This window comes from Polaribacter sp. P097 (genome assembly GCF_036864555.1).
In the GTDB taxonomy this organism is placed as follows: domain Bacteria; phylum Bacteroidota; class Bacteroidia; order Flavobacteriales; family Flavobacteriaceae; genus Polaribacter.
In genome coordinates, this window is the sequence record NZ_JAZETJ010000001.1 from 1502682 (window position 1) to 1524688 (window position 22007).

Annotated in this window: 17 protein-coding genes and 1 riboswitch; of the genes, 15 read left to right on the forward strand and 2 right to left on the reverse strand. The window is 31.3% G+C overall.

What is annotated here, in order from left to right; translation table 11 throughout:
- Positions 1 to 24 precede the first annotated feature (24 nt).
- The 4 genes from V7R38_RS06900 to V7R38_RS06915 are packed head-to-tail and all read left to right on the forward strand — an operon-like array spanning position 25 to position 2964.
- On the forward strand, positions 25 to 258 hold the full coding sequence (locus tag V7R38_RS06900) for a DUF1569 domain-containing protein (RefSeq protein ID WP_334057130.1): 234 nt from the start codon (positions 25 to 27) through the stop codon (positions 256 to 258).
- Complete coding sequence (locus tag V7R38_RS06905) at positions 258 to 1184, forward strand: GYDIA family GHMP kinase (RefSeq protein WP_334056957.1); 927 nt, start codon at positions 258 to 260, stop codon at positions 1182 to 1184. The genes V7R38_RS06900 and V7R38_RS06905 overlap by 1 nt, the downstream gene beginning before the upstream one ends.
- Positions 1181 to 2389: an NAD(P)/FAD-dependent oxidoreductase gene (locus V7R38_RS06910; protein ID WP_334056959.1), complete on the forward strand. Its 1209-nt coding sequence runs from the start codon at positions 1181 to 1183 to the stop codon at positions 2387 to 2389. The genes V7R38_RS06905 and V7R38_RS06910 overlap by 4 nt, the downstream gene beginning before the upstream one ends.
- Positions 2390 to 2409: 20 nt before the next feature.
- Positions 2410 to 2964, forward strand: coding sequence for a thioredoxin family protein (locus V7R38_RS06915; protein ID WP_334056961.1), 555 nt, complete (start codon positions 2410 to 2412; stop codon positions 2962 to 2964).
- 60 nt (positions 2965 to 3024) lie between these two features.
- On the opposite strand, the gene V7R38_RS06920 is transcribed toward V7R38_RS06915, so the two are convergent.
- Both V7R38_RS06920 and metK read right to left on the reverse strand, forming a co-directional pair.
- The gene (locus tag V7R38_RS06920; RefSeq protein WP_015481004.1) at positions 3025 to 5520 is read right to left on the reverse strand and encodes a zinc-dependent metalloprotease; all 2496 of its coding nucleotides are present in this window, start codon (positions 5518 to 5520) and stop codon (positions 3025 to 3027) included.
- Between the two features lie 149 nt (positions 5521 to 5669).
- On the reverse strand, positions 5670 to 6926 hold the full coding sequence (gene metK / locus V7R38_RS06925) for a methionine adenosyltransferase (protein ID WP_334056963.1): 1257 nt from the start codon (positions 6924 to 6926) through the stop codon (positions 5670 to 5672).
- 365 nt (positions 6927 to 7291) lie between these two features.
- Positions 7292 to 7409: riboswitch (SAM riboswitch) on the forward strand.
- 125 nt (positions 7410 to 7534) lie between these two features.
- Here metK and V7R38_RS06930 point away from each other — a divergent pair.
- The 11 genes from V7R38_RS06930 to V7R38_RS06980 all read left to right on the forward strand — a co-directional run bounded on the left by V7R38_RS06930 (position 7535) and on the right by V7R38_RS06980 (position 22002).
- Positions 7535 to 8809, forward strand: a complete 1275-nt coding sequence (locus V7R38_RS06930; RefSeq protein ID WP_334056965.1) for an O-acetylhomoserine aminocarboxypropyltransferase/cysteine synthase family protein — start codon at positions 7535 to 7537, stop codon at positions 8807 to 8809.
- A 27-nt stretch (positions 8810 to 8836) separates the two neighbouring features.
- Positions 8837 to 12238, forward strand: coding sequence for a bifunctional aspartate kinase/homoserine dehydrogenase I (gene thrA, locus V7R38_RS06935; protein WP_334056967.1), 3402 nt, complete (start codon positions 8837 to 8839; stop codon positions 12236 to 12238).
- 47 nt (positions 12239 to 12285) lie between these two features.
- The gene (locus tag V7R38_RS06940; RefSeq protein WP_334056969.1) at positions 12286 to 13458 is read left to right on the forward strand and encodes a trans-sulfuration enzyme family protein; all 1173 of its coding nucleotides are present in this window, start codon (positions 12286 to 12288) and stop codon (positions 13456 to 13458) included.
- A gap of 100 nt (positions 13459 to 13558) precedes the next feature.
- Positions 13559 to 14770: a polysaccharide lyase family 7 protein gene (locus V7R38_RS06945; RefSeq protein ID WP_334056971.1), complete on the forward strand. Its 1212-nt coding sequence runs from the start codon at positions 13559 to 13561 to the stop codon at positions 14768 to 14770.
- A 29-nt stretch (positions 14771 to 14799) separates the two neighbouring features.
- The gene (locus V7R38_RS06950; RefSeq protein WP_015480998.1) at positions 14800 to 15228 is read left to right on the forward strand and encodes an RrF2 family transcriptional regulator; all 429 of its coding nucleotides are present in this window, start codon (positions 14800 to 14802) and stop codon (positions 15226 to 15228) included.
- The gene (locus tag V7R38_RS06955; RefSeq protein WP_334056974.1) at positions 15229 to 16461 is read left to right on the forward strand and encodes an acyloxyacyl hydrolase; all 1233 of its coding nucleotides are present in this window, start codon (positions 15229 to 15231) and stop codon (positions 16459 to 16461) included.
- Between the two features lie 209 nt (positions 16462 to 16670).
- The gene (locus tag V7R38_RS06960; RefSeq protein WP_015480996.1) at positions 16671 to 16934 is read left to right on the forward strand and encodes a DUF2061 domain-containing protein; all 264 of its coding nucleotides are present in this window, start codon (positions 16671 to 16673) and stop codon (positions 16932 to 16934) included.
- Entirely contained in the window at positions 16934 to 17548 is a 615-nt protein-coding gene (locus V7R38_RS06965; protein ID WP_334056977.1) for a phosphoadenosine phosphosulfate reductase domain-containing protein, read from the forward strand. The genes V7R38_RS06960 and V7R38_RS06965 overlap by 1 nt, the downstream gene beginning before the upstream one ends.
- An 11-nt stretch (positions 17549 to 17559) precedes the next feature.
- On the forward strand, positions 17560 to 18465 hold the full coding sequence (gene cysD, locus V7R38_RS06970) for a sulfate adenylyltransferase subunit CysD (RefSeq protein ID WP_015480994.1): 906 nt from the start codon (positions 17560 to 17562) through the stop codon (positions 18463 to 18465).
- 99 nt (positions 18466 to 18564) lie between these two features.
- On the forward strand, positions 18565 to 19812 hold the full coding sequence (locus V7R38_RS06975; protein WP_334056979.1) for a sulfate adenylyltransferase subunit 1: 1248 nt from the start codon (positions 18565 to 18567) through the stop codon (positions 19810 to 19812).
- Between the two features lie 87 nt (positions 19813 to 19899).
- Entirely contained in the window at positions 19900 to 22002 is a 2103-nt protein-coding gene (locus tag V7R38_RS06980) for a HEPN domain-containing protein (protein ID WP_334056981.1), read from the forward strand.
- Positions 22003 to 22007: the final 5 nt, after the last annotated feature.

Sequence of the window (22007 nt, forward strand, 5' to 3'; positions counted from 1 at the left end):
CTAAATTCAGAAAACGAATTGCAAATGGGTTTTAGAGCCTCTTTCTTATCTGATGGTCCAGTGCCATTAAAGTTTAATTCTTTGGCTGAAGCTATAGATGATTTAGATTATCAAGTACAACAATTTGTAATGATCTTCAATAAAGAGGAAGGTAGAACTGTGGTACACCCATTTTTTGGAGAATTGGATTTCGATTATTGGAAAAAGTTTCAAGTAAAACATTTTACCCATCATTTTAAACAATTCGATTTACTGTAATGAACTATTATTCTAATGGAAAATTGTTGCTTACAGGTGAGTATCTCGTGTTAGATGGTGCAAAATCACTAGCATTACCTACAAAATTCGGGCAAAACTTAAGTGTAGAAAAAATTAAAGAACCTAATTTAATTTGGGCTAGTTTTACAAATACGGGTAATTGTTGGTTTGAAGCAGTTTTTGATTTACCAAAATTACGTTTAGTAAATTGTACTTTTAATTCAGACAAAGAAGGAAGTGCTGAATTTATAGCAGAAACTTTATTAGATATTTTAGCAGAGGCAAAAAGATTAAACCCAGATTTTCTAGATGTAGATCATGGTTTTGTAGTAAAAACCGAACTAAATTTTCCAAGAAATTGGGGTTTAGGCAGTTCATCTACATTAATAAATTCTATTGCATCTTGGGCTAAAGTTGATGCTTTTCAATTATTATGGAACTCTTTTAAAGGTAGTGGATATGATATTGCATGTGCGCAAAATGATACACCTATATATTATCAAATAAAAGAGCAGAAACCTTTAGTTGATTCAGTGGTTTTTAAACCTGAGTTTAAAGATAATTTATATTTTGTGTATTTAAATCAAAAGCAAGATTCTAAAGAAGGCATTGCAAAATTTAGAGAAAGTAATATAGATTATAGTGCACAAATTAATCGAATTTCAGAAATTTCAGAGACGTTTCCAAAAGTAAACTCGCTTCATGAATTCGACACACTTCTTGTAGAACACGAACAAATTATAAGTTCAATCATAAAATTACAGCCTGTTAAAGAAAAGCTATTTCCAGATTATTTTGGAGAGATTAAAAGTTTAGGAGCTTGGGGTGGAGATTTTGTATTAGCCACAGGAAATCAAGAAACACCTAAATATTTTAAAAATAAAGGATTTGAAACAATTCTTACCTATTCAGAAATGATTTTATGAGTAAAGTAATAATTATTGGGGGTGGAGCTGCTGGCTATTTTACAGCCATAAATGCCAAAGAAAACAATCCTGAATTAGACATCATTATTTTAGAAAAAGGAAAAGATGTATTGCAGAAAGTAAAAATTTCTGGAGGAGGTAGATGCAATGTAACACATGCTTGTTTTACGCCTAAAGAGTTGATTGAATTTTATCCTAGAGGAAAAAAAGAATTGTTGGGCCCTTTTCATCAATTCATGACAGGAGATACTTTTGAGTGGTTTGAAAACAAAGGAGTGCCTTTAAAAATTGAAAGTGATAATAGAGTTTTTCCAGAAGCAAATACAAGTCAGGCAATCATTGATTGCTTTCAAAATTCTGTTGATAAATTAGGAATTAAAGTGTTAACAAACACTGGTGTTAATTCAGTTTATCAACAAGAAAAACAGTGGGTTGTCAACACAAAAAATAAAGATTTTATTGCGGACAAGGTAGTTATAGCAGCTGGTAGTTCTAAAAAAGTATGGGAGCTTTGTAAAACTTTAGATCATAAGATTGTAGAACCAGTACCTTCTTTATTTACGTTTAACATTAACGATAAAAGATTGGTAGATTTATTGGGTATTTCTGTACCAAATGCCACTGTAAATATCGTGGGCACAAAACTAGAAGCTTCAGGCCCTTTGCTTATTACACATTGGGGAATGAGTGGGCCAGCTGTTTTAAAATTATCTGCTTTTGGGGCTCGAATTTTAGCTGATAAAAATTACCAATACAATGTAGAAGTAAATTGGTTATCTAGGTCTACAGATAAAGTTCTTAACGTACTTTTAAATTTAAAGAAGAAAGAACCAAGAAAAACGGTAATTTTAAAATCTCCTTTTACAGAAATTTCAAAAAGACTTTGGGAACGTTTTGTGCTATTTTCTGGTATTTCTAAAAATCAGAATTGGGCAGATTTAAAAAACACGCAATTAGAACAATTGGCCAATGAGCTTACAAAAGGTTTGTACAATGCAAATGGTAGAACTACTTTTAAAGATGAATTTGTAACTGCTGGTGGTGTAGATTTAAAAGAAATAAATTTTAAACGTTTTGAAAGTAAACAGCATAAAAATTTATTTTTTGTAGGTGAAGTTTTAAATATTGATGCTGTAACAGGTGGATTTAATTTTCAGAATGCTTGGACAGGTGGCTATATTTGTGCAATTGCTTTAGCTGAATAAATAATTAAAAATGTAAAGAAATGGCTTTAACAGAATCGAATGAATTTAAATTAGGCTCAAAGGCTCCAGATTTCACGTTAATTAATACTGTTGATGATAAAGAGTACTCTCTGAATCAGCTTAAGGGAGAAAAAGGAACTGTGATTATGTTTATTTGCAATCATTGCCCTTTTGTTATTCATGTGAATACTGAGTTGGTTAAAATGGCCAACGAATTCCAAGAAAAAGGAATTAAATTTATTGCTATAAGTTCTAATGAAATAGAGAATTATCCTCAAGATGCACCTAAATACATGAAAGAGGTTGCTGAGAACTTAAACTATCCTTTTCCTTATTTGTTTGATGAAACTCAGCAAGTAGCCAAAGCTTATGATGCAGCGTGTACACCAGATTTTTATGTGTTTGATGCAGAATTAAATACTGTTTATCATGGTCAGTTAGATGATTCAAGACCAGGAAATTCAGCACCTTTAAATGGTAAGGATATTAGAAAAGCATTACACAATCTTTTAGAGCATAAAGACAATTTGGCAAATCAGAAGCCAAGTATGGGTTGTGGAATTAAATGGAAGTAATATTTTTTAAGCATAAAAAAACCTCGCATTTGCGAGGTTTTCTTTTATCTAATTTTTAGATTATTTAGGATCTAAAATCATATCAATTCTATCAACAACATCTTGTAAGTGGTAACGTCTTAAAGTATTTCCTCTAGAAGCTGCAGCTCTTGCATCTCTTTGAATTCTCTTTAATTCTCCTCTCGCAACTGATTTTACATCAGATTGATTAATGTTAATTCCACTTCTTTTTAAGTATCCACTATTAAAACCTCTTTGGTTTTTAGCTTCATTTAATAAGAAATTTAAACGATCTAAATGAGCTCTTTGCAAGTTTCTTCTGTAAGTATCTATAGAAGCGCCATTATATAATTCTGTCCAAACTCCCTTTCTTAAATCACTCATCATGTTAACAAGTGTATAAGCTTTGCTACCATTTAAAGTTTCATTTTCAATCATTCTCGCCATTCTACCAGCATCTAAAATGTTATTTAAAGTTCTAGCTTGTAAACCACGAACTCTTTCAACAGCTCCAGAAAACTCTATTTTGCTAAAAATATTTTCATCTAACATCCAAGTTGGTGTTTCAAAAAGATTATCAATAACAAAGTCTAAAGCCTCTTTTTGAGTTGCTTTATCTACATGTGTATAAACAGCTCCTTCTTGATCTGATGTTTTGTAGTATTCATAAACACCACCAACATTTGCAGAAACATGCCCCATATATCTGTTAAACTGACCTAATAACTGACCATACATTGTAGATAACTCATCATAATTTTCACCTTTTTCAGATGTCCATTTTTCTAAGTTAGGTAAAATTCTTTTTAAGTTCTTAATACCATACATAGATGCTTTCATTGCATTATCTCCTAAATCTTCTGTTTGAGAACTAGGGTCTACAACTCCACCTGCTTGTTGATGACCAAATCTATACATTGGGTCTCCAGCATGTTTCATAATCCAAGCATCTAAAGTTTCTTTTTCAGCTTTTGCATCTTTATCTAAAATTGGTCTATAACCCCAAGAAATTGCGTACTTATCGTAAACACCAATGTTTGGCATTAAAGCAACACCTTTATCTTCTGGTTGAGCAACATAGTTAAAACGAGCATAATCCATAATAGAAGGTGCTGTACCATATTTATCAGTAAACGTAGATGAACGTAAAGAGTCTACAGGATATGCTACAGAACTACCCATGTTATGTGGTAAACCTAATGTATGACCAACTTCATGAGAAGATACAAATTGTACCAAACGTCCCATAATTTCTGTTTTGAAACTATTACTTCTAGCTTCTTCGTTTATAGCCGCTGTTTGAATAAAGTACCAGTTATGTAATAAGGTCATTACATTGTGATACCAGTTAATATCAGATTCTAAAATTTCTCCAGATCTTGGGTCACTAACGTGAGGACCATTTGCATTTGGAATAGGAGATGCTAAATATCTTACAACAGAATAACGAACATCTTCTGGGCTCCAATCTGGATCTTCTTCTTTACTAGGTGGGTCTTTTGCAATAATTGCATTTTTAAATCCAGCTGCTTCAAAAGCAACTTGCCAATCTTCAATACCTTGCTTAATGTATGGCACCCATTCTTTTGGTGTAGCTCTATCTACATAATAAACAATTTGTTTTTTAGGCTCTACTAATTCACCTCTTTTAAACTTTTCAATATCTTCATCTTTAACTTCTAATCTCCATCTGTCTAAATATTGTACAGTTTTACTTTTTTGATCAGCCAAACCATAATCTGTTTGACCTCTAGCAAACCAACCTACTCTTTCATCAAAGTATCTACGTTTCATAGGTACTTTTGGTAATAAAATCATAGAGTTGCTCATTTCTAAAGAAATAGAACCTACACTACCATTAGATGGTGGTCTAGATGCAAAATAAGTTTTTACATGTCTAAACTCTATGTTTTGAGGATAACTACTTACTCTTTCTGTGTAAGAACGAGATTTATCTAATCTTGTAACTCTGTATCTTGTTCTGTAAAATTGAGGAAAACCTAAAGGTTTAATATCTTCGGTTAACAATTTTGTAGCATCAATAACTACACCTGTAGTGTCTTTATTAAACGCTTTAATAGGAAACGTGTATAAAATAGGCTCAAAGTTAGAATTTACAACTGCTTCATGAACAGGTAAAATTGTGTCTGCAACAACATTGTGAGATACAACTCTAAGTAAAACCTTTTTGTCTTTTCTTTGCCAACGTAAAACTTGTGTATTTGCTTTACCACCACCAAAACCAATGCCACTAGCAGTTTTCGCAATACGTGTTACCATTAGCATTTCTCTTTCCATTAAAGAATCTGGAATTTCGAATAAGAAAGTGTTGTCTTTTGAATGTACATGAAATAAACCTTCGTCTGTTTTCATGTCTTTTGTTACTACCTTAGAATAAGGTTGAATGGCTCCTTTTTTAGGTTTTGGCCTAGGCTTTGGAGCTACTTTTTTAGGTTCTTCCTTCTTTTTTCTTTTCCAAATCTGTGCATTTGCATCTACAGAAAAGCCAAAAACAAGTGCAATTAGAACCAATTGCGAGAATACTTTTTTTGTCATGATTATGTTTAATTTGAATTGTTTTCGAAATTACGCAAACCATAAAGGACGAACTCTTAAATAAATGTTAAAGACAGTTTGTGAATTTTAACCTAAAAAAGCTCTCAATTTATAAAACTGAGAGCCTTTTAACTTGATGTATTTAACATTTATAAATTAAATGCTTCTTTAACTTTATCTACATAATCTAATTTTTCCCAAGTAAAAGTTTCTACTTCTTCAGATACAGTTTCTCCCATAGGATTTGAGAAAGTTACTGTTTTTACTTCAGGATTTCTACCCATATGTCCATATGCAGCAGTATCAGAATAAATAGGAGTTCTTAACTTTAAACGTTGCTCAATAAAATAAGGACGCATATCAAAAATTTCTTCTACTTTTTTACTGATTTCTCCATCAGATAAATCTACTGTAGAAGTTCCATACGTTTCTACATTAATACTAGTTGGTTTTGCAACTCCAATTGCGTAAGAAACCTGTACTAAAACTTCTTTACATAAACCTGCAGCTACTAAGTTTTTAGCAATATGTCTTGTAGCATAAGCTCCAGACCTATCTACTTTACTAGGGTCTTTACCTGAAAAAGCACCTCCACCATGAGCACCTTTTCCTCCATAAGTATCTACTATAATTTTACGACCAGTTAAACCAGTATCTCCATGAGGACCACCAATAACAAATATTCCAGTAGGATTTATGTGATAGGTAATATCATCTGTAAATAATTTTTGAATATGTTCTGGTAATTTTGCAATTACTCTCGGAATCAAAATTTCTACAATATCTTTTTTAATTTTTGATAACATTACTTCTTCAGATGCATCAAAATCGTCATGCTGCGTAGAAATTACAATAGCATCTATTCTTTGAGGTACATTGTCATCTGAATATTCAATAGTTACCTGACTTTTTGCATCTGGTCTTAAATAGGTAATGTCTGAATTTTCTCTTCTAATTTCTGCCAATTCTGTTAACAGTCTATGAGATAATTCTAGAGCTAGAGGCATGTAGTTTTCAGTTTCATCAGTAGCGTAACCAAACATCATACCTTGGTCTCCTGCACCTTGCTCTTCTGGTTTAGATCTGTCTACACCTTGATTAATATCTGGAGATTGTTCATGAATTGCAGATAAAACACCACAAGAATTTCCATCAAACATATACTCGCTTTTTGTGTAACCAATTTTATTGATTACATCTCTTGCAATTTGTTGAACATCTAAATAAGTGTTCGATTTTACTTCACCTGCTAATATAACTTGCCCAGTAGTAACTAGGGTTTCACAAGCTACTTTACTAGATTTATCAAATGCTAAAAAATTATCGATTAAAGCATCTGATATTTGGTCTGCAACTTTATCTGGATGTCCTTCAGAAACGCTTTCTGAGGTAAATAAATATGACATAATACTCTTCTTTTTTATATGATTTAAAAAATTCGAGAAAGATTGCAGGAGGCTAAAAGGAGTATAGAATTACTGCTTTAGCATTTTTTTAATGAGGTTGCAATCAGTTCAAATTTTTCCTCTAATTATGATGCAAAAATACGTCATAATTTTATATTTAATCAATTTAGAACTATAATTATTTGCAATGCCATCATCAATAAATCATTTTTAACAGAATATTAAGTTGGTTTTTGAGGATAAAAAAAATAATCAATCCATTTTTTGTGAAAATGATACATTTTATAAATTTTAGTGTTTTTTATTTGGATGTTAACTTTTTCTGTTGCAATATTTGTACTCACAAAGTTCAATAACTTATTGAAATGTTATCAAGAAAGGTGGAGGGATTAGACCCATTGAAGCCTTAGCAACCCTTTAGAAATAAAGAAGGTGCTAAATTCTACTCTTTTAAATCGTTTAATTTAAAAGGATAGATAACAAAAGAGAATTTTCAAATTCCTTGAATTTTCTATTTTCTTAATAACATTTTTCTGGTAAACACATCAATTAAAATTGATGCATTTGACTTTTGTTTTAATTATTTATTAACTCAAAAAAATAGAAAAATGAGTACTCACAAATTAGCAACAAATGCGTTGCACGCAGGTCATGATGTAAAATCTAATGGAGGAGCAAGAGCAGTTCCTATCTATCAAACATCATCTTATGTTTTTAATGATTCAGATCATGCAGCAAACTTATTCTCTTTAGCAGAATTAGGTTTTATTTACACAAGATTAAACAACCCAACAAACCAAATTTTACAAGAACGTTTAGCAGCTGTAGAAGGTGGAATAGGAGCTGTAGTTTTTGCTTCTGGAACATCTGCCATATCAACAGGATTGTTGACCCTTTTAAAAGCAGGAGATCATATTGTAGCTTCTAGTAGTTTGTATGGAGGAACATTTAATTTGCTAAATGTAACCTTACCAAGATTTGGAATTACAACAACATTTGTTGATGCTTATAATCCTGATAATTTTGCAAATGCTGTGCAAGAAAATACAAGAGCATTTTTTGTAGAATCTTTAGGTAACCCAAAGTTAGATGTTTTAGATTTAGAAGCAATTGCTGAGCATTCTAAAGCTGCAGAAGTGCCATTTATTGTAGACAATACTGTTGCTACACCAGCATTATTAAATCCTATTAAACACGGAGCAAATATTGTAATTCACTCTTTAACAAAATATATTGGAGGTCAAGGAACCTCTTTAGGTGGTGCCATTATTGATGCAGGAACTTTTAACTGGGCAAATGGTAAATTTCCAGAATTTACAGAGCCTTCTGCAGGTTATCATGGCTTAAAATACCACGAAGTTTTAGGTGCTGCCTCTTATACTTTTAAATTAATTCTTGAAGGTTTGCGTGATTTTGGAGGAGCTTTAAGTCCAACAAACGCATTTAATATTATTCAAGGATTAGAAACTTTACCAGTTAGAATTAAACAGCATTCAGAAAATGCCTTGGCTTTAGCCAAGTGGCTAGAGGAACAAGAGGAAGTAGCTTGGGTAAATTATCCTGGTTTAGAAAGTAACAAGTACAACGAATTGGCTAAGAAATATTTGCCAAAAGGTCAAAGTGGAATTGTAACTTTTGGTCATAAAGGAGGTTATGAAGCTGCAAAAACTATTGCAGATAAAACAAAAGTGTTCTCTTTATTAGCAAATATTGGTGATACTAAATCTTTAATTATTCATCCTGCAAGTACCACGCATCAACAATTAGATGAAGCTGCTCAAGAAGGAGCAGGTGTTTTTCAAGATTTAATTCGTTTGTCTGTTGGTATAGAAGATATAGAAGATTTAAAGGCAGATTTAAAAGCAGCTTTTTCAGAAATTTAAATTCTGAAAGATTAAAAAAGTCATTAATTGAAACATCCATTATCACATATCAAAATAAAAGATTTTACCACAGAAGCTGGTGTAATAATTCCTGAATTAAATTTGAGCTATCAAGTTTTTGGTAAAGAATTAGGCACAGCTCCTGTGGTTTTAATCAATCATGCATTAACAGGTAATAGTGAAGTTGCAGGTAAAAATGGTTGGTGGCAAGATATTGTAGGGAAAGAAAAAGCCATAGACACTGGTGTTTATACTGTTTTATCTTTTAATATTCCAGGTAATGGTTTTGATGAATTTTTAATAGATAATTATAAAGATTTTATTGCAAGAGATATTGCTAAAATATTTTTGTTGGGTTTATCTACCTTAAAAATAACGCAATTATTTGCTTTGATTGGTGGTTCTTTAGGAGGTGGAATTGCTTGGGAAATGGTTGTTTTGAAGAAAAATTTAACACAACATTTTTTACCTATTGCTACAGACTGGAAATCTACAGACTGGTTAATAGCAAATTGCCAAATTCAAGAACAATTCTTGGTAAATTCTAGCAATCCTGTGCATGATGCAAGAATGCATGCAATGTTATGTTATAGAACTCCAGAATCTTTTAAAGAACGTTTTCACAGATCTAAAAACGAAGACTCCGCTATTTTTAATGTAGAAAGTTGGTTGTTGCATCATGGAAAAAAACTGCAAGAACGTTATCAATTATCATCTTATAAATTAATGAATCAGTTGTTAAAAACAATTGATGTAACTGTTGGTGGTAAAAAAAATATTTCCATTTTAGATCAAATTGAGGCTAATATTCACATCATTGGTGTTAATTCTGATTTGTTTTTTACAGCAGAAGAAAATAGAGAAACCCATAAAAAATTGGCCTTAACTAAAGAAAATGTGACTTATAATGAGATTAACTCAGTACATGGGCATGATGCATTTTTAATAGAATACAATCAATTAGAAAAAATTATTGAACCAATTTTTAATAAAGATTACAAAGAAAAGAAGATGAAAGTTATAAAGTTTGGAGGCAAATCTTTAGCAAACGGAAAAGGTTTAAAAAATGCGATTGATATTATTGTAGAAAAGTATAAGAACAATGAGCAATTTACAATTGTTGCATCTGCAAGGGGCAATTCTACCAATGAATTAGAATCTATTTTAGATTTAGCAGCAAATAAAAAAGAATATAAAACTGAGTTTTCAAAATTTAAAAAATACCAAGAAGAACCTAATAATTCAATCGATTTATCAAAGGAATTTACAAAGTTGGAAACTATTTTTGAAGGTGTATTTTTACTAGGAGATTTCAGTCAGAAAATTAAAGACGAGGTGCTAGCTCAAGGTGAATTATTGTCGGTAAAATTATTGGCAAGTTTATTAGAAAAAGAAGGCGTTTCTGTTAATCCTGTAGATGCAAGAGCTTTAATTATTACTAATGAAAACTTTGGTAATGCACAACCTATTCAGGCTATTTCTAAAGAAAACGTGATTCAGTTTTATAAGAATAATAAAGCTACTTTAAATATTGTTACCGGTTTTATTTCATCAAATCAAAAAGGAGAAACAACTACTTTAGGCAGAAATGGTAGCAATTATACTGCAGCTTTGTTAGCTAATTTTTTAGATGCGGATGAATTACAGAATTACACTCATGTAAATGGAATTTTTACGGCAAACCCAGATATTGTTGTTGATGCAAAGAAAATAGCACAATTATCGTATTCAGAAGCAAATGAATTGGCCAATTTTGGAGCTACTATTTTACATGCTAAAACCATTATTCCTTTACTTGAAAAGAATATCAACCTACGTATTTTAAATACATTTAATAAAGATGATCAAGGTACTTTAATCACATCAGAATCTTCTGTAAAAGGAATAAAATCTATATCAACTATAGATCATGTTTCACTGATTAATTTTGAAGGTAGAGGTTTATTGGGTAAAGTAGGTATAGATGCTCGAATTTTTAAAACGTTGAGCGATAAAAACATCAATGTTAGCATTATTGCTCAAGGTTCATCAGAGAGAGGAATAGGTTTAATTATAGAGTCTGCCAAAGCCAAAGAGGCTGTTGAAGCTTTAGAAAAAGAGTTTGAGAATGATTTGAATTCACAAGATGTAAATCAAGTTTCAGTAAACAATAATGTTGCTGTTATTTCTATTATTGGGCAAGATTTAAGCGAATTTCATCATCCTTATAATGCTTTAATTAAAAACCAGATTATTCCACTTTTATTTAATAATACAGTTTCTGGAAAAAACGTGAGTTTAGTTGTAAAGAAAGAAGAACTGTACAAAGCTGTAAATGTAATTCATGGTCAAGTTTTTGGAGTTACCAAAAAAATAAACATTGCTATTTTTGGTAAAGGTTTGGTTGGTGGTACTTTAATAGATCAAATTATAGAAAACACACAATCTGTTTTAGAAAGACGTAAAATTCAATTGAATGTTTTTGCTGTTGCCAACTCTAAAAAAGTGTTGTTAACTAAAAATGGAGCTTCTAAAAATTGGAAACAAGATTTATTAGAAAAAGGTGATGAAAATGCATCTGTAAAAAATATAATAGAATTTGCAAAAACACATCATTTAGAAAATTTGATAGCTGTTGATAATACTGCAAGTGAAAATTTTGTTAGTAATTATATACCTTTAATAGAGGCAGGTTTTGATTTGGTTTCTTGTAATAAAATTGCCAACACATTATCTTTTGATTTTTACAAAGAGGTAAGAGCAAAATTAAAAGAATACAAAAAGCAATATTTATACGAAACCAATGTTGGTGCAGGTTTACCTTTAATAGATACCATTCGTTTACTGCATGAATCTGGAGAAAATATCACCAAAATTCGAGGAGTTTTTTCTGGTAGTTTGAGTTACCTATTCAATAATTTTTCTGAGCAAGATGTTCCTTTTTCAGAAGTTTTACAAGAAGCAATAGATAAAGGCTTTACAGAACCAGATCCTAGAGAAGATTTAGGAGGTAATGATGTTGCTAGAAAATTATTGATTTTAGCTAGAGAATTAGATTTAGAAAACGAATTGGACGAAGTCATCATTAAAAATTTAATTCCAGAAAACTTAAGAAAAGGTTCGTCTGAAGAATTCTTAAATCAATTAGAGGCTTTAAATGAAGATTATCAGGCTATAAAAGACAATCAAGAAGAGCATCATGTATTAAGATATATAGGAGAATTAAGTGGAGATTTATCTAAAGAAAAAGGAAATTTAGAAGTAAAATTAGTTTCTACGCCTACAAGTACACCTTTAGGTTCTTTAAAAGGATCTGATGCCATTTTTGAAATTTATACAGAATCTTATGGAGAGCAACCCATAGTAATTCAAGGAGCAGGAGCAGGAGCAAGTGTAACTGCAAGAGGTGTTTTTGGTGATATTTTAAGACTGGCAAAACATAATAATTAACACAATGTGTCATTCTGAACTTGTTTCAGAATATCATAAAATAAATCATGAGTAATAAGAAACATTTCGAAACAGAAGCCATTAGAAGTCAGACAGAAAGAAGTCAGTTTTCTGAACATTCTACACCCTTATATTTAACTTCAAGTTTTGTTTTTGATGATGCAGAAGAAATGCGTGCCTCGTTTGCAGAAGAAAAACAGCGTAATTTATATAGCCGATTTACAAATCCGAATACAAGTGAATTTGTAAATAAAATTGTGGCTATGGAAGGTGCAGAAAGTGGGTATGCCTTTGCAACTGGTATGTCTGCCATCTTCTCTACATTTGCAGCCTTATTAAATGCTGGCGATCATATTGTATCTTGCAGATCTGTATTCGGCTCTACACATAGCATGTTTACCAAATACTTGCCAAAATGGAATATTGAAACCTCTTACTTTAAGGTTGATGAAGTAGCCTTGGTAGAGAGTTTAATTCAAGAAAATACTAAGATTTTATATGTAGAAACTCCTACAAATCCTGCAGTAGATATTTTAGATTTAGAATTGATAGGCAACATCGCTAAAAAACACAATCTAATTTTTATTGTTGATAATTGTTTTGCTACATCATATATACAACAACCAATTAAATTCGGTGCAGATTTGGTTATACATTCAGCTACCAAATTAATTGATGGTCAAGGAAGAGTTTTGGGTGGAGTTACAGTAGGTAAAGAAGATTTGATTCGTGAAATCTATTTATTTGCCAGAAATACTGGGCCAGCAATGTCACCATTTAATGCATGGGTTTTGTCAAAAAGTTTAGAAACTTTAGCTATTAGAGTAGAGAAACATTCTGAAAATGCTTTGAAGGTGGCCAAGTTTTTAGAGAATAATATTAAAGTTGATTTGGTAAAATATCCTTTTTTAGAATCTCATCCTCAGTTTAAAGTGGCTAAACAACAAATGAAATTAGGAGGTAATATTGTTGCTTTCGAAATTAAGGGTGGAATTGAAGCTGGTAGAAAATTCTTAGACAAAATAAAAATGTGTTCGTTATCTGCAAATTTAGGAGATACTAGAACCATTGTTACGCATCCATCTTCTACAACACATGGGCGCTTGTCAGAAGAAGATCGATTAGAAGTTGGTATTACTAATGGATTAGTTCGAGTTTCTGTTGGTTTAGAAAATGTGGTTGATATCATAGAAGATTTAGCTCAAGCTTTAGAGGATTAAAAATTCAATTATGTAGAAATTCAAATTTTAAGATTTAATTATTAAAATTGGTTAACCAATTTTGTATTTTTATAAAAAAATAAAATTTAGCTTGATTTCTATGAAATATGTATTCAAAATAAGTCTTTTAAGTATTGTGTTTTTTACATTTTTATCTTGTAGTTCATCAGAACCAATAGATGAAGTTATTACACAAGATCAACTAACGGTTTCTACCTTAAATACATTTTCTGCAGATCAAGAATCACAATCATTAGAAATTACTGCCAATTTATATTGGTACACAGAAAGTGATTTAAATTGGCTTACAATCTCTCCTAGGTTTGGTACAAATGATGGTACAGTAAATATTACAGCAGCATCCAACCCAAACTTCGAAGAACGTTCAGGAACTATAAAAGTTATTGGTGGTAACTTAACTAGAAATGTTACAATAACTCAAGAAGCAAAGGTGGATAATGGAGGTGTTTTAGATCCTAACAAAACTCCAGCTCAAAATTTCGATTTATCTACTTGGAAGTTGAATACTCCAGAAAATAATGGAAGTGGTTTTTCTAAAACTATTTCTGTAAGTGAAATTAATGGCGGTTATGAAGATGATAATTATTTTTATACAGGTACTGATGGTGGTCTGGTTTTTAAATGTCCAGTAGAAGGTTTTAAAACTTCCGCTAATACAAGTTATACTAGAGTTGAATTGAGAGAAATGCTGAGAGGTACAGACACTAGCATTCCTACTCAAGGCGTAAATAAAAATAATTGGGTTTTTGGTTCATCACCAACTTCAGATAAAAATGCTGCAGCTGGTTTTGATGGAGAAATGAATGTAACTTTAGCTGTAAATCATGTTACAACAACAGGAAGTTCAAGTCATGTAGGTAGAGTAATTATAGGACAAATTCATGCCAATGATGATGAACCTGTAAGATTATACTACAGAAAATTACCAAATAACAGTTTAGGCGCTATTTATTTTGCTCATGAACCTAGAGATGGTTTTGGTAGCGAACAATGGTATGATATGATTGGTTCTAGAAGCAATTCAGCAGCAAACCCAACAGATGGTATCGCTTTAGATGAAAAATTTTCTTATCAAATTAAAACTGTTAATAATACACTTACAGTTACCATTTCTAGAGAAGGAAAACCAGATGTTGTAGAAACTGTAGATATGTCTAATAGTGGTTTTGATCAAACTGGTCAATACCAATATTTTAAGGCAGGTTTATATCATGTAAATAATTCAGGTACTGCAATAGATTACGCTCAAGCTACATTTTATCAAATAGAAAAATCGCATACAATAAACTAGGTTAGCTAGAATTTGTTTACTTTAGATTCATGCTTTCTAAAAAAACAAAATACGGAATTAAAGCGCTTACTTATTTAGCAAAACAAGAGCATAAAATGCCTATTGCTATTGCTACAATTTCTAAGAGTGAAAATATTTCATTAAAGTTTTTAGAAAGTATTTTACTTACCCTTCGTAAAAACGGTTTGTTAGGTTCTAAAAAAGGAAAGGGAGGTGGATATTACCTGCTTAAAAAACCAGACGAAATTCTAATGACGACGATTATGAGAATTTTAGAGGGGCCAATTTCTATGGTGCCTTGTGTGAGTTTAAATTTCTATGAAAAGTGCGATGATTGTCCAGATGAAAATGCCTGTGCTGTGCATAAGTTAATGATTCAAGTTAGAGACAATACCCTTCAAATTTTTAGAAACACAACTTTAGCAGATTTAACCATTAATGCATCTAATCAAGAATAGATGAATATTAAATGGCAACAAATTGTATTAACTACATTGTTGATTTTTTCAATGAATCAAGGATTTTCTCAAGAAGAAAATACAGAGAAAACCAAATTTACAGAGTTCTTAGCCAAATCATATTACAGCATCAATTTTGGAGCTATTTTTTATCCTTTTTCTAATGACAATTTAATAGACGGATTTGAAACTGAAACCTTTAGTAAAAACAGGTTTTCAGGTAGAATGTTATTGGGTTATAAAATAAAAAATGATTTATCTGCACAATTTGGAGTTATAAGACCAGCTTCTTGGTTCAAATACGATAATGTAAACAATATTGGTTATGATAGAAGTGTTTGGATTAATGCCTGGAGTTTATCTTTAAAAAAAGACTTTAACTTAACAGATAAAATGTCTGTTTATGCAGAGGCAGGTATTGCAAATGTTACAAGAATTGGTTTTTCTATTAATGAACAGGTGATTTACGAAGATGCACATTTTGCAAGTTTTCTCTACGGATTTGGTTTGCAGTATTGGTTGTCTAACAGATGGCGATTGTCTGCAAATGGTACATTTATGCCCAAGTCAGATAAATACAATCAACCTTCTATATCACAAGCATCGCTAGGCTTTGAATACCATTTACAGCAAGTAGATGATAAAACTGCAGAAGAATATGCGAACAACGAATATTTTTTTCCAAAAAATATCTTTCAGGTCAGTTATGGAACAGGAGCTTTAGGCTTTGGTATGAACGAGTTTTTTTCGATGAATGTTAAAGTTGGTAATTTCGAGAGTTTTGGAATTCCTGTTTTTTGGTTGGGTGATGTAAAAGCACAACATGCTTTTTCATTAACTTATCAAAGATTGATATATAGATCTGAAAAGATTTTTTCATTAGATTGGGGTGTAAGTGCAACTTATTTTCAATCTCAGCAGGGCAAATCAGATGTATTTGCTTTCTCTATTTTTCCTGTACTTCGTTTTTATTTATATAGAAATAAAAACTATGATTTTTATACAAATTACTCAATTATTGGTCCAGCTTTTATATCTAAAAGTGATATAGATGGTTTTGAAACAGGGCCCAAAATTACCTATCAAGATACCATGGGTTTTGGAGTTTTCTTTGGAAAAGAGAGAGCTTATAATTTCGAATTAAGAATTATGCATTATTCAAATGGTAACATTTTTACTAGAAATGCAGGTGTTGCTGTACCTATTCAGTTTACATTGGGTAAAACTTTTTAGTTTATTTCTACTTTTCTTCTAATTATTTTAATCTAAACAAAATTTCAACTGATATATTCTTAAATAAGTTTGATTATTTTTATTAATCTACTAAATCTATAGGGTTTATCTAAAATAAGGTTGATAATCACTCTGTTTTGAATTTAATTGATGTATGTTTGCATACTCTACTAAATAAGTAGGGTAATGAAAAATAGAATAAATAATACATGATTTTAGACCAAGTTTTACTTAATAAGAAATCAGAAAATAAAGGTTTTAAAGAAGATAAAATATCCGAAAAACCTATAAGAAGTGTTATAAAAGCTTTGAGTTGGAGAGTGGTTGGTACATTAGATACGTTAATAGTTTCTTATATACTTACAGGTAAAATTGCGTTGGCAACTTCAATAGCATCCATTGATTTTATAACAAAACTTATACTCTATTTTTTTCATGAAAGAATTTGGAACACTATAAAATGGGGAAAATAATGAACCTAGATTTAGATAACATAAATAAAGATTTGCAAGACAAAAGTCCTACTGAAATTATTGCTTGGGCTATTTCAATTGCAGAAAAACCAGTTATAACCACCAATTTTAGACCTTATGAAGTGGCTATTTTAAATGCTGTAACTGAAGTAGAAAAAAATATAAAAGTCATTTGGTGTGACACTGGTTACAATACTGTTCAAACCTATAAACACGCTGAAGAAATTATAGAAAAATTGAACTTAAACATTCAGTTGTATACGCCTAAACAAACAACAGCTCATAGAAATGTTGTTTTAGGGGTGCCTTCAATAGACGATACAAAACATGCTTTATTTACTCAGCAGGTTAAACTTGAACCTTTTACCAGAGCTATGAACAAACATCAGCCAGATGTTTGGTTTACAAACCTTAGAAAAGGACAAACTGCTTTTAGAGATAGCATTGATATTGTTTCTGTTAGCAAAGATGGTATTGTAAAAGTGAGCCCATTTTACCATTGGTCAGATGAAGAATTAGATGCGTATTTAGTAGAAAAGAATTTACCTAATGAATTCACTTATTTCGACCCAACCAAAGTAGAAAGTAATAGAGAATGTGGTTTACATATATAAAAGATATGATTATGAATCAAAATACGATACAAGTAGATGCTTTAGAAAGTGAAGCCATATATATATTTAGAGAAGTACAAGCACAATTTGAAAAACCAGTACTACTTTTTTCCGGAGGTAAAGACAGCATCACTTTAGTGCGTTTAGCGCAAAAAGCATTTTATCCAGCAAAAATTCCTTTTCCATTATTACATATAGACACAGGTCATAATTTTCCTGAAACGATTGAATTTAGAGATCGATTGGCAAAAGAATTAGGAGTAGAATTAATTGTTAGAAATGTGCAAGACAATATCGATTCTGGAAGAGTAAAAGAAGAATCAGGTAGGTATGCCAGTAGAAATATGTTGCAAACAGAAACGCTATTAGATGCTATAGAAGAATTTGGTTTTGATGCTTGTATTGGTGGTGCAAGAAGAGATGAAGAAAAAGCAAGAGCTAAAGAAAGAATTTTTTCTGTTAGAGATGATTTCGGACAATGGGATGAAAAAAATCAAAGGCCAGAGGTTTTTGATATGTTAAATGGTAGAATTGATTTAGGCCAAAACGTAAGAGTTTTTCCAATTTCTAACTGGACAGAGTTAGATGTTTGGTCTTACATCAAACAAGAAAATATCGAAATTCCATCTATCTATTTTGCTCATAAACGCAAAACTTTTGTAAGAGATGGCATGATTTGGTCTGCTGCAGATGAGGTAGTGTATAGAGATGAAGAAGAAGAGGTAGTAGAAAGAATGGTGCGTTTTAGAACAGTTGGTGATATGAGTTGTACTGCAGCAGTTTTATCTGAAGCAGTAGATATTTCGAAGGTAGTAGAAGAAATTAGAGATTCCTCCATTTCTGAAAGAGGTGCAAGAATTGATGACAAACGTTCAGAAGCTGCAATGGAAAAGAGAAAACAACAGGGATATTTTTAAAAAGTAGCCTTTAGCTATTGGCTTTTAGCCTTTAGTAGAAAATTAAATCGATTACAAATTAAGCTAAAAGCCAAAATCTTTTAGTGAACAGCTTATAAAATGAAAGTATTAAAAATAGCAACAGCAGGTAGTGTAGATGATGGTAAAAGTACCTTAATAGGTAGAATTTTATACGACACAAAATCACTTACAGATGATAAATTAGAGGCTATAGAAGAAAAAAGTAAACAAAGAGGTTTTGATTATTTAGATTTTTCTTTGGCTACAGATGGTTTGGTTGCAGAACGTGAGCAAGGTATTACTATAGATGTAGCTCATATTTACTTTTCTACACCTAGTAAAAGTTTCATTATTGCAGATACTCCAGGTCATATAGAATACACCAGAAATATGGTTACAGGTGCATCTACAGCACAAGCTTCAATAGTATTAATTGATGCAAGAAATGGAGTTGTAGAGCAAACTTACAGACACTTTTTTATCAATAATTTATTGAGAATTAAAGACGTGGTAATTGCCATAAATAAAATGGATTTAGTAGACTATTCTGAAGAGAAATACAATATCATTAAGGGAGAAATTGAATATTTAGCCAGTAAAAGCGAGTATAAAGGTCAGAACTTAACATTTATTCCTTTATCAGCTTTAAAGGGTGATAATGTTGTAGATCACTCAGAAAATATGAGTTGGTACAAGGGGTCAACATTAATGCATCACTTAGAGAATTTAGAAACACAAGATATAAATGATGAGTCTCAAACTCGTTTTCCAGTGCAGACAGTTATCAGACCTAAAACAAACGAATATCATGATTTTAGAGGTTATGCAGGTAAAGTGTATGGAGGCGATTTAGAAATAGGAGAAGAAATTACTGTGTTACCATCAAAAACAAGGTCTAAAATTAAAAGCATTCATTTTTTTGATAAAGAATATACCAAAGCTAAAAGTGGCAGTTCTGTAACGATTACACTAGAAGATAATGTGAATGTAAGTAGAGGAGATATGTTGGTTAAGGTTGCACAAGAGCCAACCATTACCAAACAATTAGATGCTACTATTTGTTGGATGGATAAAGATCCACTGCAAGCCTCACAGAAATACTTCATCAAACATGGTGTGAATGATGGGCAAGCTAAAGTAACCTACTTGTCAAGTATTATAAAAACAGACTTTTCAGGAATTGAAGAAAATCCGTCAGCTTTAGAATTAAATCAAATTGGAGACATTCAATTAAAACTAAGCAAACCTTTGTTGGTAGACAGTTATAAAGAGAATAAATCTAATGGATCTTTTATTCTAATCAACCCAAAAACAAACAATACTGTAGGTGTTGGTTTTATAAAATAAGAAAAAGAAGAAAGGAAGTTAAGAAAGCATAAAGTTGAAAAATGCAACTTTTCAACTTTCATGCTTTCGTAATTTAAACAAAGTGCCATGCAAAGTTTTAGAACAGAAATAGAAAATCCGGTTGTAGAAAAAGATATTATTGAGTTAGCAGATAAAATTGCAGCTTTTAATAATCTACAAATTGATGAAGAAAAATTTAGAAGTTTACGTTTAGCTAGAGGTGTGTATGGTCAGCGTCAGCAAGGAGTTCAGATGATTCGTATAAAATTGCCTTATGGTAAAGTTAAAAGTCATCAATTAAAAAGAATTGCAGATGTATCTGATGAATATTCTAGAGGTAGATTACACATTACAACGCGTCAAGACATTCAAATTCATTATGTAGATTTAAACAGAACTCCAGAGTTATGGGCAGAACTAGAAAGAGATAATGTAACCTTAAGAGAGGCTTGTGGTAATACAGTAAGAAATGTAACAGCATCAGAAACTGCAGGTATAGATGTAAACGAACCTTTTGATGTATCTCCCTATGCAGATGCACTTTTTCGTTTCTTTTTAAGAAACCCAATTTGTCAAGAAATGGGCCGTAAATTCAAGGTTTCTTTTTCTGCGTCAGATGAAGATACTGGTTTATCTTATATGCACGATTTAGGTTTTATCGCTAAAATAGAAAACGGAATTCGTGGTTTTAAGGTGATGATTGGTGGAGGATTAGGCTCACAGCCAAGACATGCAGATTTGTTATACGAATTTGTGGCTAGTGATAAAATAATTCCTTTAATGGAAGGTGTTTTAAGGATTTTTGATAGATATGGAGAACGTAAAAGTAGAGCCAAAGCTAGAATGAAATTCTTATTAAAAGATATAGGTTTAGATGCCTTTAGAGATTTAATTCTACAAGAACAAAAAGCAATCGAATTTAAATCTGTAGCAATAGATGCTGATGCTTATGAAGTTTCAAAACCTGTAAATGTTGATGCGCCTAATGCTATCATTAAAGATGAAAAAGCTTTCGAATTGTGGAAGTTGACCAATTTAATTCCGCAAAAACAAGAAGGTTATGTTGCCATAGGCATTAAGGTTTTGTTAGGCGATTTTTATACAGATAAGGCAAGGTTATTGGCAGATTTAGTAGAAAATTATGCAGCAGGAGAAATAAGATTGTCTTTGCGTCAAAACATATTAATTCCGTTTGTAAAACAAGAATTAGTGCCTTTCTTTTATCAAGAATTGCAAAAACTAGATTTTGTAGAAGCTGGTTATAATAAAGCAGTAGATATTACAGCTTGTCCAGGTACAGATACTTGTAATTTAGGAATTGCAAGTAGCACAGGAATTGCAGAAGAATTAGAAAAAGTTATTGCCCATGAATATCCACAATACTTAGAAAATCAAGATTTAGTAATTAAAATAAGTGGTTGTATGAATGCCTGTGGGCAACATAATATGGCCAATATTGGTTTTCAAGGAATGTCTGTAAGAACTCCAGAAAAACTTGTTGCACCTGCTTTGCAAGTGCTTTTAGGAGGTGGAAATTTAGGAAATGGGCAAGGAATTTTTGCAGATAAAGTAGTAAAGGTACCAAGTAGAAGAGGCCCAGAAGCAATGCGTAGAATTCTTAACGATTTTGAAAAAAATGCAAACGGTTTACAATTTGTGGAATATTATAAGGAAAAAGGAGAAAAGTATTTCTACAATTTTCTAAATGATCTGCAAGATACAAGCAATTTAACTCAAGAAGATTTTATTGATTGGGGTAATAACGAGGTTTATAAAAAAGAAATTGGAATTGGAGAATGTGCAGGCGTTGTTATTGATTTAATAGCAACTCTATTTTTAGAAAGCGAAGAAAAAATAGATAAAGCTAAGGAGTCGTTTGTAAACTCTGTGTATTCTAGTTCTATTTATCACGCTTACAGCTCTTTGGTGAATTCAGCAAAAGCAATGTTGTTGGCAGAAAATATTAAAACGAACTCACAAGCAAATATCATAAAACAATTTGATGAATATTACATCACATCAAACAAAATCGGTTTAGAAGGTTCTTTTGCAGATTTAATTTATCAAATAAATAAATATGCGCCTAAAGAAGAATTTGCTAAAAAGTATATTAAAGATGCTGAGGCTTTTTTAGAAAAAGTAAGATTATTTAGAGAAGAATCAGTAGCAAAAACCGTGGTTAATAATTAAAAATT